The 14,416-nt window shown below is 69.0% G+C and carries 15 protein-coding genes; 8 read left to right on the top strand and 7 right to left on the bottom strand.

The annotated features are described in order from the left end of the window. A partial coding sequence (locus D0C15_RS23345; protein WP_162830215.1) for a hypothetical protein occupies positions 1-365 on the bottom strand: 365 nt, incomplete at its 3' end. A 127-nt stretch (positions 366-492) separates the two neighbouring features. After that, positions 493-879, bottom strand: coding sequence for a VOC family protein (locus tag D0C15_RS23340; protein WP_116049320.1), 387 nt, complete (start codon positions 877-879; stop codon positions 493-495). A gap of 127 nt (positions 880-1,006) precedes the next feature. Between D0C15_RS23340 and D0C15_RS23335 the strand changes: the two genes are divergently transcribed. From D0C15_RS23335 to D0C15_RS23320, 4 genes are all read left to right on the top strand, one after another. Further along, the gene (locus D0C15_RS23335) at positions 1,007-2,089 is read left to right on the top strand and encodes an Rv2578c family radical SAM protein (protein WP_425455415.1); all 1,083 of its coding nucleotides are present in this window, start codon (positions 1,007-1,009) and stop codon (positions 2,087-2,089) included. A gap of 132 nt (positions 2,090-2,221) precedes the next feature. Next, entirely contained in the window at positions 2,222-3,988 is a 1,767-nt protein-coding gene (gene aspS / locus D0C15_RS23330) for an aspartate--tRNA ligase (protein WP_116049287.1), read from the top strand. Between the two features lie 117 nt (positions 3,989-4,105). After that, positions 4,106-5,293 carry a phosphotransferase gene (locus tag D0C15_RS23325; RefSeq protein WP_116049284.1) on the top strand — a complete coding sequence of 396 codons (1,188 nt, stop codon included), beginning with the start codon at positions 4,106-4,108 and terminating at the stop codon, positions 5,291-5,293. 93 nt (positions 5,294-5,386) lie between these two features. Next, entirely contained in the window at positions 5,387-6,244 is an 858-nt protein-coding gene (locus tag D0C15_RS23320; protein WP_116049281.1) for an SGNH/GDSL hydrolase family protein, read from the top strand. Between the two features lie 78 nt (positions 6,245-6,322). Here the strand turns inward: D0C15_RS23320 and D0C15_RS23315 are convergent, their stop codons facing one another. The 4 genes from D0C15_RS23315 to D0C15_RS23300 all read right to left on the bottom strand — a co-directional run bounded on the left by D0C15_RS23315 (position 6,323) and on the right by D0C15_RS23300 (position 10,468). Then, the gene (locus D0C15_RS23315; protein ID WP_116049279.1) at positions 6,323-7,645 is read right to left on the bottom strand and encodes an MFS transporter; all 1,323 of its coding nucleotides are present in this window, start codon (positions 7,643-7,645) and stop codon (positions 6,323-6,325) included. A 5-nt stretch (positions 7,646-7,650) separates the two neighbouring features. Beyond that, positions 7,651-8,799: a galactonate dehydratase gene (gene dgoD / locus D0C15_RS23310; RefSeq protein ID WP_116049277.1), complete on the bottom strand. Its 1,149-nt coding sequence runs from the start codon at positions 8,797-8,799 to the stop codon at positions 7,651-7,653. 68 nt (positions 8,800-8,867) lie between these two features. Further along, positions 8,868-9,476 carry a 2-dehydro-3-deoxy-6-phosphogalactonate aldolase gene (locus D0C15_RS23305; RefSeq protein WP_116049275.1) on the bottom strand — a complete coding sequence of 203 codons (609 nt, stop codon included), beginning with the start codon at positions 9,474-9,476 and terminating at the stop codon, positions 8,868-8,870. Next, complete coding sequence (locus D0C15_RS23300) at positions 9,473-10,468, bottom strand: 2-dehydro-3-deoxygalactonokinase (protein ID WP_116049273.1); 996 nt, start codon at positions 10,466-10,468, stop codon at positions 9,473-9,475. Before D0C15_RS23300 ends, D0C15_RS23305 begins: the two co-directional genes overlap by 4 nt. A gap of 65 nt (positions 10,469-10,533) precedes the next feature. Here D0C15_RS23300 and D0C15_RS23295 point away from each other — a divergent pair, with 65 nt between their 5' ends. Beyond that, positions 10,534-11,319, top strand: coding sequence for an IclR family transcriptional regulator (locus tag D0C15_RS23295; protein ID WP_245976145.1), 786 nt, complete (start codon positions 10,534-10,536; stop codon positions 11,317-11,319). A gap of 22 nt (positions 11,320-11,341) precedes the next feature. Here the strand turns inward: D0C15_RS23295 and D0C15_RS23290 are convergent, their stop codons facing one another. Continuing rightward, the gene (locus tag D0C15_RS23290) at positions 11,342-12,010 is read right to left on the bottom strand and encodes a metallophosphoesterase family protein (protein ID WP_245976143.1); all 669 of its coding nucleotides are present in this window, start codon (positions 12,008-12,010) and stop codon (positions 11,342-11,344) included. An 83-nt stretch (positions 12,011-12,093) separates the two neighbouring features. Here D0C15_RS23290 and D0C15_RS23285 point away from each other — a divergent pair, with 83 nt between their 5' ends. The 3 genes from D0C15_RS23285 to D0C15_RS23275 all read left to right on the top strand — a co-directional run bounded on the left by D0C15_RS23285 (position 12,094) and on the right by D0C15_RS23275 (position 14,341). Beyond that, a complete protein-coding gene (locus D0C15_RS23285) occupies positions 12,094-13,500 on the top strand; it encodes a replication-associated recombination protein A (protein WP_116049315.1) in 1,407 nt (468 codons plus the stop codon). A gap of 113 nt (positions 13,501-13,613) precedes the next feature. Further along, on the top strand, positions 13,614-14,018 hold the full coding sequence (locus D0C15_RS23280) for a DUF948 domain-containing protein (protein ID WP_116049264.1): 405 nt from the start codon (positions 13,614-13,616) through the stop codon (positions 14,016-14,018). Further along, positions 14,015-14,341 carry a hypothetical protein gene (locus D0C15_RS23275; protein ID WP_116049261.1) on the top strand — a complete coding sequence of 109 codons (327 nt, stop codon included), beginning with the start codon at positions 14,015-14,017 and terminating at the stop codon, positions 14,339-14,341. Before D0C15_RS23280 ends, D0C15_RS23275 begins: the two co-directional genes overlap by 4 nt. Positions 14,342-14,416 lie beyond the last annotated feature (75 nt).

Here is a 14,416-nt window from a genome sequence, read left to right as displayed (position 1 = left end):
TTGTGTTTTTTTTTTTTAAAGCAGAGGACGGCATACAGGGTAGCGTGGCGTCGGTTGGGCCCGGAGTTGAGTATAAGGGCCAAACTCCAGCGCCGCCCCCACCGCCACCGCCGTGCCCCGCCCCGCAGACGATCCAGCCGGGCCAGCGCCCGCGCCTCCAACGCGTCCGCCCGCGCCCGCAACCGGCGGGCGACCGCCAACGCCTCCACCAGCTCATCCGCGCTCAACGCCGAGAAGTCCACCCCCGACCGCACGGTGAACCGGTGATCAGCCCACTCCTCCGCGGTAAACGGCGGCGGACCCACCAGATCGGCGGGCAGGAACATGATCCCCGCCTCGCTACCTGCCTGCACAAATGTCGTCACACCCGCAAAGTATCGAACAAAGGTTCGACAATCTAGGTGGTCACTCGAAGGGGACCGAGGTCGCGGATGCGGCTCGCCGGTCGGGTATCCCCCGAACAGCTGACCTCGCGCGATGCGCCGCGTCCGGTCAGGGGTGACGACCCGCGAGGACGCAGAACTCGTTCCCCTCCGGGTCGGTGAGTACCACCCAACTCTCGTCGCCTTGACCGACGTCGGCGGGTCGAGCACCCAGGTCGATCAGGCGCTGTACCTCTTCGCCCTGCTCCCTGTCCGTCGGGTTGACGTCGATGTGGAGCCTGTTCTTGACGGTCTTGCCCTCGGGTACGCGCGCGAATGTCAACGCCGGAGGTACCGGGCCACGGCGGTTCTTGCCTTCGGGTACCGCGGGAGAACCAATCGTGACAAGCGCGTCGTCTTCGTCTTGCACCTCGTAACCGAGGACCGAGCACCAGAACTGGGCGAGACCTTGGGGATCGGCACAGTCGATCGCGAGCTCGGTGAACTTACTCGTCACGTCAGGACCTCCCAGTCGGCTGGTGGGCACGCAGAGCCACACGCCAATCCTGGCGCAGTCGCCGCTCCGCTCGCGGGCTGCCCCTCGCCGGGCTGTCCGGCTCGTCCCATTTGACAGCGACTCGAACGTGTGTTCGACTCTGCTGGTGCGATGGGACGGGCAGCGGGCAGAAGGCGGGAACGAGCAGGCATTGCCAGGTCTCGCGGGGCTGGTTCGTACCGTGCGGTCGCCGGAGTTCGCCGGCGTCACCTTTCACGAGGTCAAGGCCAAGTCCGTGCTGAACAAGGTTGGCCCTTCGTCCGGGGTGCCCTTCCGGTGGACCGTCAACCCGTACCGGGGTTGTTCGCATGCCTGTACCTACTGCTTTGCCCGCAACACGCACACGTACCTCGACTTCGACTCGGGCCGGGATTTCGACACCCAGGTCGTGGTGAAGGTGAACGCCGCCGAGGTGCTGGCGGCCCAATTGCGCAGACCGTCCTGGACACGCGAGCACGTGGCGATGGGCACGAACACCGATCCGTACCAACGCGCCGAGGGGCGCTACCGGCTTATGCCGGGGATCATCCGGGCGCTGGCCCATTCGGGCACTCCGTTCTCCATCCTGACCAAGGGGACGGTCCTGGGCAGGGATCTGCCGTTGCTGCGCGAGGTGAACGCCGACGTCCCGGTGGGACTGGGCGTGTCGATCGCACTGCTCGACCGGGACCTGCAGCGCAAGCTGGAACCCGGTACACCGAGCCCGCGGGCCCGGCTCGATCTGGTTCGCCGCATTCGCGACGCGGGCCTGCCGTGTGGTGTGTTCGTCGCGCCGGTACTTCCGGGTCTCACCGACTCGACCGAGGCGCTGGGTGCCCTGTTCGCCGAGATCGCCGATGCCGGGGCCACCGGGGTCACCGTGCTGCCGTTGCACCTGCGTCCCGGCGCGCGTGAGTGGTACGGCAGGTGGCTCGCCGCCGAGTACCCGGCGCTCGTTCCGCGCTACCGTGCGCTCTACGCGGGTGGTAGCTATGCGGGGAGCGCATACCGGCGTTGGTTGTCGGAGCGGGTGACGCGGCTTCTCCGGCGACACGACCTGGAGCACGGCTCGGGCAGTACGGGACGTGAACGCGACGAAGCGGAGCGTGACCAAACCCGCGTGGCTGTCCCTGAGCAGCGACTTTCCGGTCGCACGCAGGCTCAGCAGGGACAGCAGTTGCCGTTGCTCTAGCCCCGCGGGGTGACCGGGAGAAACCTGGTGGCGGGCGCCCCCAGGTGATTCGTTAGCCTTTACCGTCGGCGAATTCGGTGCTGACGCGCCCGTCGAATCGCGTTGTCCGACAGAACGAGGAGAGCAACCCCAGTGCTTCGCACCCACAACGCCGGCACACTTCGTGCCGAGCATGCTGGCCAGACCGTCACCCTCACCGGCTGGGTGGCCCGGCGGCGCGATCACGGTGGTGTCATCTTCATCGATCTGCGAGACGCCAGCGGAGTCGCCCAGGTCGTCTTCCGCGAGGGGGAGATGGCCGAGCGCGCCCACCAGCTGCGGTCGGAGTACTGCATCCGGGTCACCGGTGAGGTGGCCCGCAGGCCGTCCGGCAACGAGAACGCCGAGATTCCCACCGGTGCGATCGAGGTGCTGACCACCGACCTGGAAGTTCTCTCCGAGTCCGCGGTCCTGCCGTTCCCCATCGACGACCGCGTCGAGGTCGGCGAGGAGGTGCGGCTCAAGCACCGGTACCTCGACCTGCGGCGCAGCGGTCCGGCGCACGCGATGCGCCTGCGCAGCGATGTGAACCGGGCGGCTCGTGAGGTGCTGCACGAGCGGGACTTCGTCGAGGTGGAAACGCCGACGATGACCCGGTCCACGCCCGAAGGCGCTCGCGACTTCCTGGTGCCCGCTCGCCTGCGTCCCGGCAGCTGGTACGCGCTGCCGCAGTCGCCCCAGCTGTTCAAGCAGCTGCTCATGGTCGGCGGGCTGGAGCGCTACTTCCAGATCGCGCGCTGCTACCGCGACGAGGACTTCCGTGCCGACCGGCAGCCGGAGTTCACCCAGCTCGACATCGAGATGAGCTTCGTCGAGCAGGATGACGTGATCGCCCTCGGTGAGAACATCATCGCCGCGCTGTGGAAGCTGATCGGTGTCGAGCTGACCACGCCGTTCCGGCGGATCACCTACGCCGAGTCGATGGCGAAATACGGTTCGGACAAGCCGGACCTGCGCTTCGATCTGGAAATCACCGAGCTGACCGAGTTCTTCGCCGACACCCCGTTCCGGGTGTTCCAAGCGCCCTACGTGGGTTCCGTGGTGATGGCCGGCGGTGCCGACCAGCCCCGCCGCCAGCTGGACGCCTGGCAGGAGTTCGCGAAGCAGCGCGGCCACAAGGGTCTGGCCTATGTGCTCGTCGGCGAGGACGGCACGCTCGGCGGCCCGGTGGCCAAGAACCTGTCGGAGACCGAGCGGGAGAACCTGGCCGCCGCCGCGGGCGCTAAGCCGGGTGACTGCATCTTCTTCGCCGCGGGCAAGCAGAACGACGCTCGTGCGCTGCTCGGCGCGGCCAGGATCGAGATCGGTCACCGGCTCGGGCAGATCGACGAGAACGCCTGGTCGTTCGTATGGGTAGTGGACGCGCCCCTGTTCGAGCGCGCCGACGAGAGCGACGACGTGGCGGTCGGCAGCGGCAAGTGGACCGCGGTGCACCACGCGTTCACCTCGCCGACCCCGGAGTGGATCGACAAGTTCGAGACCGATCCGGCGAACGCGCTGGCCTACGCCTACGACATCGTCTGCAACGGTAACGAGATCGGCGGCGGATCCATCCGTATCCATCGCCGGGACGTGCAGCAGCGTGTCTTCGAGCTGATGGGGATCTCCGAGGAGGAGGCGCAGGAGAAGTTCGGCTTCCTGCTCGACGCCTTCCAGTTCGGCGCGCCGCCGCATGGCGGTATCGCCTTCGGCTGGGACCGGATCGTCATGTTGCTCGCCGGAGCGGACTCCCTGCGTGAGGTGATCGCGTTTCCGAAGACCGGCGGTGGGTATGACCCGCTCACCGCGGCCCCGGCACCCATCACTCCGGAACAGCGCAAGGAAGCTGGGGTGGACGCCAAGCCGGAGCCGCGCGCCTGACGTTCACTCACCGTGTTCCGCCGGTTTCCCGTCGCGTCATGCCCTGATGACGGTCAGGGCACGGTCCGGTCGTTCATGGTGGTCCTTGCCGCTCGCTCACTAGTAGGGTCGTGACCAATGACAGTCGACACCTCCGCTGCAGATGATTCGACGTTCGGCACTGGGGCGGAACTACTCGCTATCGACGCCGCTCTCGCAGCGGGCGAGGCGGTGCTGTCCCACCGGTTCGGCAGCACCATCACCCTCGTCGATCCTGAGGACCTCGACGGCAGTGGTCCCGCCACTGTCGTGCGCGCGAAGGTCGCGACGTCACCGTTCGATCTGCCCCGCACACTGGTGATCAAGCACTACCCGGACGCCCCGGGACCGGGAGTGCCCGACCCGTTCGCCCAGGAAGCGGTCAGCTATCAGCTGTTCACCGCGCTTCCACCAGAGGAGCGGATGTGCCCGGAACTGCTCGCCCACGACGGGCGGGAGCGGGTACTGGTCATCGACGACCTCGGGCATGCCCCCACATTGCGGGACAAACTGCGCACGCCGGACGCGCGCGCCGCCGAAACCGCGCTGCTGTCCTGGGCCCGATCGCTGGGCCGGCTGCATGCCAGCACGGCCAGCAGGGAAGCCGACTTCAACGCGCTGCTGCGCAGGCTCGGCGGACCGGTCGGCGGGGACGACAGCTCACCGCTCACGGCCTGTGCGCAGTTGCCCGAACTGCTCGAAAGGGCGTTGGGTGTACGCACCCATGAACGGGTTCGCGCCGCGGCCGAGCGGGCCGCCGAGCACGCGAGGTCGGCCTGCTACCGGGCGTTCAGCCCGGTCGACCTGTGGCCGGACAACAACCTGGTGACCAGCTCAGGGGTCCGGTTCCTCGACTTCGAGCGCGGCCGGGTGCGCAGCGCGCTGGTCGACGTCGCGCACCTGCGCGTGCCGTTCGTGACCAGTCCGGAGGCACTCGCGCTGCCCGCGGGGATGAGCGAGGCGATGGTCGCCGCCTGGCGGGCCGAGGTCGCCGGCATCTGGCCGTCGCTGGTCGACGACGAGGCACTGTCCGCCTACCTGCTGGACAGCCAGTTGCTCGGGGTCTGGATGGTGACCTGGGATCTGTTGCCGAAGTTGCCAGTCGGTACGACCGCGGGGCCGACCAGCAGGCCAGCGGCGCTGACCACGTGGTGGCGTGATCTGGCCGCACACGCCGAACGCGGTGGTGCGGCCGAACTCGCCGCCCACGCGGGTGACGTGGCGACCGGGCTCGAGGCCAGGTACGGCCAGGGGCTGGAACTGGCGTTGTATCCCGCCTTCCGGTAAGCGCCCTGGGCGCACCGAGGGTTCGCCGAGGCGTCCGCACGTCGTTACCCGGGCATCACCGCCGATGAGTCTGCGTGCCGGATCCTCTGACGCGTGACCGTGGTGAGTAACGAAGTCACTTCGACCCTCGACCCATTCCCGATCTCCCCGAGAACCGCGCCGACAGTTCCGAGCCGGATCGCACGCCGGCTCGCGGTGCTGGGCGACTCGACCGCCGTCGGTCTCGGCGACCCGCTTCCCGGCGGCGGCTGGCGCGGTGTCGGCCCATTGGTCGCCGAGGCCCTCGGCGTCGGATCCGATGGCTACGTGAACCACTCGTTCACCGGCGCGCGCATGCGCTGTGTGCGGGAGAGTCAGCTTCCGGACGCGCTGGCGCACCGGCCGGACGCGGCACTGGTGCTGGCCGGGATGAACGACACGCTGCGCTCGGACTTCGACCCGGATTCGGTGTCCGCTGACCTGGACGAGATCGTCACCGGTCTGTTCTCGGTCGGCGCGGTACCCGTTGTGGTCCGGTTTCACGACCATGGCCGGGTGTTCCGCCTGCCCGGGCCGTTGCACCGGGCGCTCAAATCCAGGATCGAACTGCTCAACTCCGCCATCGACGCCGTAGTGGCGGGCCGAGGTGTGCCCTGCCTGGATCTCGGTTTCGTGCCGGGGGCGTACGACCTGGACGCGTGGAGCGTCGACCGGCTGCACCCGTCCGAACTGGGGCACCGGCTGCTCGCCCGCGGATTCACCGACCTGTTGGGACAGGCCGGTTTCGCCGTGCCCGAACCGGTCGCCCTGCACCCCTCCGGTGGCGCGCCGGTGGGGACGGCCGATCACGTCGGCTGGCTGTTGGTGAAGGGAATTCCCTGGCTGTGGCGCAGAGGCCGGGACCTGGTGCCCTACGCCGCCGCGATCATGCTCCGTTCCGCCAGGGAGTCACTGGTCATCCGGCTGCCCTGAACCCGGTCCGGGTCTCGCACTTTCCCGGGAAAGTGCGAGACCCGGACCGGGTTCGCGCGCGTGCGGGCCGACTGAGGTTCAGGCTCGCTCCTGGACACGCTCCACTCTGCCGACGAGCAAGACGTAGGACAGGACGCCGAGCACGGTGATCGCGGACATGTAGCCGAAGGCCGGGGCGAAACTGTCCTCGGTGACCAGGAAACCGATCACGATCGGGGTCGCGATCGAGGACAGGTTGCCGATGAAGTTGAACATCCCGCCGGTCAGTCCCAGCAGCCGTTGCGGCGCGAGTGTCGACACCAGCGACCACGTGATCGACGCCAGGCCGTTGCCGAAGAAGGCGATCGACAGGATGAGGATCACCACCGCGGTCGAATCCGTGAAGCCCGCCGTCACCATCACGGTGCTCAGCAGCAACCCGGTGATGATCGGGCCCTTACGTGCCATCCCGAGCGATGCGCCCCGGCGTACCAGGAAGTCCGACAGCACGCCGGAGGTCAGCACACCGACCAGCGCCGCGATGAACGGCAGGGAGGCCAGGAAACCGGACTTGATGTAGTCCATTTCCCGGTATTCCACGAGGTATGTCGGAAACCAGGTGAGGAAGAACCACAGGGTCGAGGTCAGGCAGAACTGGCCGAGGTAGATGCCCCACAGCTTGCGCCTGCCCAGCACGGTCGCCACGTCCCCGCGGGTGATCCGCGTCCGTTCGGGCTGCTCCCGGACGAGGTCGACGAGCCCGCCGCCGGAGCGGATCAGTTCGATCTCCGCCTCGTTGGCCCGCGACTGCCTCGGGTCGCGGTAACCGAGATACCAGAACACTCCCCAGACCACGCCGACGAGGCCCGTCGCGATGAACACCCAGTGCCAGGACACCACCGCCTGCAGCCACGACAGCACCGGCGTGAGCAAGGCCAGGCCGATGAACTGCCCCGAGGTGTAGAAGCCGATCGCGGTCGCGCGTTCCCGCTCCGGGAACCACATCGTGGCGACCCTGCTGTTCACCGGGTATGCCGGTGCCTCGAACACTCCGACCAGCATGCGCAGGGCGATCAGCGCGACGAATCCACCGAGGATGCCCATGAAGAAGGTGGCCAGCGACCACAGGATGAGGCACACCGGGTACAGCACCCTGGGCTGAATCCGGTCCACGAGCCAGCCGCCCGGAATCTGCAGTGCGGCGTAGGTCCAGCCGAAGGCCGACAGCAGCAGTCCCTGCTGGGCCTTCGAGAGGTCCATCTCCTCGGCGATCGCGGGCATGGCGATCGACAGGTTGGACCGGTCCAGGTAGTTGATCACGACGGTGACGAACAACATCACCGCGACGAGCACGCGGACCCGGGAGGCCTTGACGGTGAGGCCGTCACGGGTGGGCGCGCCCGCGGACGTGGTGTTGGTCATGGCGCTCACCACTCCGCCACGGAGCCGTCGCCATGGCGCCAGACCGGATTGCGCCAGCGGTGTCCTGCCGCGGCCCGTTCGGCGACGTAGTCCTCGTTGATCTCGATGCCAAGACCGGGGCCTTCCGGTATCTCGACCTGGCCGTCGCGGTAGGTGAACACCGCCGGGTCGGCCACGTAGTCGAGCAGGTCGTTGGCGGTGTTGTAGTGGATTCCCAGACTCTGTTCCTGGATCACCGCGTTGTAGCAGCCCGCGTCGATCTGCAGGCAGGCGGCCAACGCGATCGGGCCCAGCGGGCAGTGCAACGCCAGGGCCACGTCGTAGGCCTCGGCCATATGCGCGATCTTGCGTGCCTCGGTGATTCCGCCGCAGTGTGAAGGGTCGGGCTGCACGATGTCCACGGCTCCGGAGGCCAGCAGCGTCTTGAAGTCCCAGCGCGAGTACAGCCGTTCGCCCAAGGCGATGGGGATCGGTGAGGACCGCAGGACGTCGGCGAAGCCGTCCACGTGCTCGGACAGCACCGGCTCCTCGACGAACATCAGCCGGTAGGCCTCGAGTTCCCGCAGCAGCACCTTGGCCATCGGCCTGTGCACCCGTCCGTGGAAGTCCACCCCGATGCCGATCTCGGGCCCGACGGCCTCGCGCACGGCGGCCACGTTGGCGATGCAACGGTCCACTTTGTCCCAGGTGTCGAGGTACTGCAGCTCCTCGGTGCCGTTCATCTTGACCGCGCTGAAGCCACGGTCCACAACGGCGCGGGCGGCGCGCGCGGTGTCGGCGGGGCGGTCCCCGCCGATCCACGAGTACACCTTGATGCGATCACGCACCCGGCCACCGAGCAGGTCGTGCACCGCGACGCCGTGGGCCTTGCCCTTGATGTCCCACAACGCCTGGTCGATTCCGGCGAGGGCACTCATGTGGATGCCACCACCGCGGTAGAAGCCCCCGCGATACATCACCGTCCACAGGTCCTCGATGCGCCCTGGGTCCTGACCGAGCAGATAGTCGGAGAGTTCGTCGACCACCGCGGCCACCGATGCCGCCCGGCCCTCCAGTACCGGCTCGCCCCAGCCGACGATCCCCTCGTCGGTCTCGATCTTCAGGAACAGCCAGCGCGGCGGCACCTGATATGTCGTCATTGACGTGATCTTCATGGTGGGTTTCCTTTTCGTCCGCGACCCGGTTCGGGCCGTGATCACACGGGCGGTGCTGACATTCGTGCTCAGCCGGTGGCCTCGTCCCAGAGCCTGCGCAATTCACGGGCCCTTGAGCCGACAAGTTCGGCCGGGTCGCCCGGCCGGTAGAGCCGGCTGCCGAGGCCGGCTCCACCCGCACCGGCCGCGACCCAGGCGGCCAGGTTGGTCTCGTCGATCCCGCCGACCGGCAGGAGTTCCACGTCGCTGGGAAGAACGGCTCGCCACGCCCGCATCCCGGAGATTCCGACGGCATCGCAGGGGAACAGCTTGAGCTGCCGCGCACCGGCCGCGACAGCCGTGAACGCCTCGGTCGGCGTGGCCACCCCCGGATAGGGACGCAGCCCGGCCTCGGCGGCGCCCGTGATGACAGCCGCGTCGGTGTTGGGGGAGACCACGATTCGGGCGCCCGCTTCAGCGGCCAGTCGAACGTCCTCAGTGGACAGGACGGTGCCCGCGCCGATGACGCAGTCCTGACCGAGTGCGCGAGACAGCCGCTCGATCGAGTCGAGCGCGCTCGGCGAGTTCAGTGGTACCTCGATCACCGGAAACCCCGCCTCTGCCAAGGCACGACCGACGGCCTCGCAGTCGTGCGGGGTGATCCCGCGCAGGATCGCGATCAGTCCGGTCGTACTCATGTGTTCGGTGTCCTTTCCCTGTCGCTCACCAGTTCTGTCGCCACCGCGATACGCCACAGACCGCGTGCCGCGACCTCCTCGGTCAGCACGATGGGCTCGATGTCGTACCCGGCCAGCGCCGACGAGTACCGCCGGCACAGATCAGCGGTGCCACACAGCACCACCCGGTGCCGGCGGTCCGATTCGGACATGAGGTGGCCGACCTCGTCGGCGATCACCACGCCGGAGATGTAGTCCGGCACCGAAGCCGGGGCGAGCGCACCGTCCAGAACGAGCGGCCGTGCACCGAACAGTTCGGTGGACAACCCCCTGGACACCCCGGGCGACCCGGCAGCGAGCCCGCGGGCGAACGCGGCGTCGTCGCGCACCGGATCGGCCGCGGTACGGGCGAGAATGCCCTGCCGGGTGAGTAGCCCGAACAGTTCACCGGACAGCGCGGTCTCGAACGAACAGACCGTCCCGTCGCCCACCCGAACCCACTTGCTGTGGGTGCCGGGCAGAATCACGGTGACCGCGCCAGAGAGTCCGCCGATCATGTCCAGTGCACCGACAACCTGAGTTTCCTCACCCCGGATGACGTCGCCGGGCAGCATGTCAGCGGAAGGGATCCGCAGGCCGGGCACGAGGTGTACGACACCTCGCCGGTGGGTCACCGGCACCAGCGCCTCGCGCCCGAACCGCAGCGCGGTGGGCACGGTCAGATAACCGGCCTCGGCCCAGCCGTGCGCGCTGCCGACCATGCCGCAGGCGATCACCGGCACATCCGGATCCGCGGCGAGCCAGTCGCCGCAGACGGCATGGAAGGCGTCCTCGTAGGCCTGTGCCCTGGCCCGCGGGTCACCCGGATCGATCTCGGCCGTGGTGGCGAACAGGCCTTGTCCTGGCCTGCGGGCCGCGAGGATCCGTCCGTCGTCGTCGAGCAGCCAGGCGCGCTGGGTGGAGGATCCCCAGTCCAGTGCGATCAGGCTCGGACTACCACTGTCGTCGCTCACGAGCGGATACTGTGGAACTCCGTTCCCAATAATGCGAACACGGTCCCTATATGTAGGATCAGAACGTGACGTCCGATCCTGCTTCTCCCGTGCCGGAAGCGCCGCCACCGGGCACCCAGACGCTGGCTCGTGGACTGGCGGTGATTCGTGCCGTCGCCAGCGGTGCCACCGACCTACGGGCACTGACGGAGCGCACCGGCCTGGGCCGTAGCACCGCACATCGGCTGGTCCAGCTGTTGGTGCGGGAGGGATATCTCCGTACCGGACGCGACGGCTACTCGCTGGGGCCGACCCTGATCGAGCTCGGCTTCCAAGCGCTGCACGGCAACCCGCTGCCGGTGGTGGCCAGGCCGGTCCTCGAGGAGCTGTCGGAACAGTTGCGCGACACCGTGCACCTCGCCGTCCGGGAGGGGTCGTCCGTGCTCTACCTGGACAAACTGCCCGGATCACGCGGGGCCGAGATGCGGTCGCGCATCGGTCATCGCATGCCGTTGACCCGCACCGGCGTGGGGATGGCCCTGTTGCTGGACGCACCCGACGAATGGGAACCGCTCTACCGCGACGAGACACCCGTGGCCCCGCGGCGGGCGGAACGGCAGGACCTGGAGTCGTTCCTCGACCGGATGCGGGACTATGCCGAGCGTGGGGCGACCATGGACCTCGAGGACAACGAACCCGGAATCCGCTGCGTCGCGGCGCCGATCCGGGACGCGGGCGGCGCGATCGCCGGGGCGATCAGCGTGTCCGCCACCCGCCCGTACATGCCTGCCGCCCGGATGCGTGGCCTGGTGCCGGTGGTGAGCAGGGCGGCACAGGGCATCTCGGCAGCGCTCGGCTTTCGCGAGCCGTGATACCGGTCGTCGCGGGCGCCGACTAGGCCCTGCGGCCGTCTCCCGGCGCGAACGCCTGATGTGCCTCGCTGTCGGAAGCGGGGGAGCGGACGAAGAAGTCGGCCCACGCCTCGACACCGGGGTAGCCCGATGACTCCGAAATGGACTCGCACGCGGCCTCGGCGTCGAACAGGGTGCGGCGCAGTTGGACCGACGGCCCGGAAGCACCACCGAGCAACGCCCAGTGCGCTCCCGTGGAGCCGTACGGCATCCCGACGCTGCCCGGATTCACGGCGAGCCTGCGGTTCACCACACGGGTGAACGGCATGTGGGTGTGCCCGTAGACAATGGTGGAGACCTCGGCGCCGAGCCCGCCCAGCACCTCGCTCCAGCGTTCGTACGAGCTGTCGACCAGCACGAGTTCCTCGTCGCCGCGCGGAGTCGCGTGGCAGAACAGCACCGTGCCGAGCCCGCGAACCGGGATCCGTCCGGTCGCGGGAAGCGACGCAAGCAGGTCGACGTGTGCGCTGGTCAGCTCCGCCGCCGCCCAGGGCGCGATGGGGTCGGGGATCGTCGTCTCGCCGCCCCGCGCCAACTGGACGAGCTCGCGATCGGCGTTGCCGCTGACCCACCGCACCCGCTCGCCCAGCGCGATGAGCCGATCCAGCGTCGCCACCGGTTGGGGGCCCGCGGCGATGTCGCCGGTGAGCACGATCAGGTCGGCCGCGGTGGACCACGGCCACGGTGTTCACCGTCGGCTCAACCGCTGTCGGCGGCGGGGGATACCGTCGATACGTGGAACAAGACGAACTGTTCACGGTGAACCCCGGCCTGGCCACCCCGCCGGAGCCGCCGGAGCCGCCGGACGCACCAGCGGCCACCGCGCGGCGAAGTGCGGCTGCCGTGCCCGCAGGGGCGCCGCTCGCCGTGCGGATGCGCCCGCGTTCGCTCGACGAGGTGGTCGGGCAGCAGCACCTGCTGGGTGAGGGTGCGCCGCTGCGCAGGCTCGTCGAGGGCGCCGCTCCGGCCTCGGTGCTGCTCTACGGGCCACCGGGAACAGGAAAGACCACATTGGCCAACCTGGTCTCCACCGCCACCGGCCGCCGGTTCGTGGCGCTGTCGGCCCTGTCCGCGGGCGTCAAGGAGGTCCGCGGCGTCATCGAGGAGGCTCGTCGCAGGCGCAACTACAACGCCGAGAACACCGTGCTGTTCATCGACGAGGTACATCGGTTCTCCAAGACGCAGCAGGACGCGTTGCTCGGCGCGGTGGAGGACCGGACCGTGCTGCTGGTCGCGGCCACGACGGAGAACCCCTCGTTCTCCGTCGTTTCCCCGCTGCTGTCGCGGTCGCTGGTGTTGCAGCTGCGGCCGCTGACCGACGACGACGTCCGTGGGCTGATCGCGCGCGCGATGGCCGACGAACGCGGTCTCGGCGGCGGTCTGGAGCTGACCGAGGACGCGGAGAACCATCTGGTGCGGCTGGCGTCCGGGGACGCGCGGCGCGCGCTGACCGCACTGGAGGCCGCGGCGGACGCGGCGAGTGCCACCGAACATCGCACGATCGACCTCGCCACCGTGGAGTCGACCGTGGACAAGGCCGCGGTTCGCTACGACCGCGACGGCGACCAGCACTACGACGTCATCAGCGCGTTCATCAAGTCGATTCGCGGTTCGGACGTGGACGCCGCGCTGCACTACCTGGCCCGGATGATCGAGGCGGGCGAGGACCCGCGGTTCCTGGCCCGCAGGCTCGTCGTGCACGCGAGCGAGGACATCGGCATGGCCGACCCCACCGCGTTGCAGTCGGCGGTGGCGGCCGCGCACGCCGTGCAGTTCATCGGGATGCCCGAGGGCAGACTCGCGCTCGCACAGGCCACTGTGCACCTGGCTACGGCCCCGAAGTCGAACGCCGTCATCGCCGGTATCGACGCCGCGCTGGCCGACGTCCGCGCGGGCCGGATCGGTACCGTCCCGCCACACCTGCGTGACGGCCACTACGCGGGGGCGGCGAAGCTGGGCAACGCCCAGGGTTACCGGTATCCGCACGATGCCCCGGAAGGGGTACTGGCGCAGCAGTATCCGCCGGACGGGCTGGTGGGTGCGGACTACTACAACCCGACCCAGCACGGTGCGGAACGTACGCTCGCCGAGCGGGTACCGAAATTACGGCGGAGCGTTCGCGGCGGATCCAAGGGCGGGTGATCGGCGGGCCGCCCGGCCGGGCGCGGGCGCGCGCGGTAGCCTGACCGGCAATTCCACGAGCTTCAAGAGAACGCTTCAAGAGATCACAGCCACCGATATTTCGAGGAGGGCACGTGTCGGCAGGGCAGGTCGCCGCACTGGTCGCCGCGGGCGCGTTCGTGCTGCTGGTGTTGTTGCTGGCGATCCCGTTGATCAAGCTCGGCCGCACGCTGGACGAGGCGACGATCGCGATCCGCAAGGCGCACGAGAACACGGATCCGCTGCTGCACGGAGCCAACGACACCATCACCCATGTCAACACCCAGCTCGAGCGGGTTGACGGCATCACGGCCAACGCGCAGGCGGTCTCCGGCAACGTCTCGGCACTGTCGTCGGTCTTCACCGCGACACTGGGCGGACCGCTGGTGAAGACGGCGGCGTTGTCCTACGGCATCAGCAAGGCGGTGAAGGCCCGCCGCAACGCCAAGGCCGTCGACCCGGGCAAGCACTCCCGCAGGCGGAAGGGTGCCAAGCGATGAGGCGCCTGTTCTGGCTAGGCGTCGGTGTCGTGACCGGTGTCGCGCTGTCCCGGAAGGCCACGGAAACCGCTCGTCAGGCCAGCCCAGCGGGGTTAGCCTCGAATGTGGGGGAAGCGATACGGGAGCTCGCCGGTGCCGTCGGGACGTTCGGTGCCGACGTGCGCGCCGGGATGAGTGAGCGGGAGCAGGAGTTGAGCGACGTCGTGGAGGAGCGGTCCCGGGTGACGCCCGTCGAGCGCCGGTCGCCGCTGCCCTCGCCGGTCAACGGCAGGCACGCGGCCCCGGCGCCGCGCCCCCGGCGAGCGCGCCGGGCGGAGGGCTGACAGCACCGCTCCTCGACCGGGATGCGGTTCCCTCCGCCTCGACCGGCCCGCACAGCCATCCCGGCCCGGTACGCG

It is taken from the genome of Amycolatopsis palatopharyngis (genome assembly GCF_003385185.1).
Taxonomy (GTDB): domain Bacteria; phylum Actinomycetota; class Actinomycetes; order Mycobacteriales; family Pseudonocardiaceae; genus Amycolatopsis; species Amycolatopsis palatopharyngis.
Note: the sequence above shows the minus strand (reverse complement) of the source record. Positions and strands in the feature narration are given on the sequence as shown.

Excerpts from the sequence above, each read along its gene's own strand:
- D0C15_RS23325 (WP_116049284.1), top strand. The coding sequence starts at position 4,106 with ATGACAGTCGACACCTCCGCTGCAGATGATTCGACGTTCGGCACTGGG.
- D0C15_RS23315 (WP_116049279.1), bottom strand. The coding sequence starts at position 7,645 with ATGACCAACACCACGTCCGCGGGCGCGCCCACCCGTGACGGCCTCACC.
- dgoD (WP_116049277.1), bottom strand. The coding sequence starts at position 8,799 with ATGAAGATCACGTCAATGACGACATATCAGGTGCCGCCGCGCTGGCTG.
- D0C15_RS23305 (WP_116049275.1), bottom strand. The coding sequence starts at position 9,476 with ATGAGTACGACCGGACTGATCGCGATCCTGCGCGGGATCACCCCGCAC.
- D0C15_RS23275 (WP_116049261.1), top strand. The coding sequence starts at position 14,015 with ATGAGGCGCCTGTTCTGGCTAGGCGTCGGTGTCGTGACCGGTGTCGCG.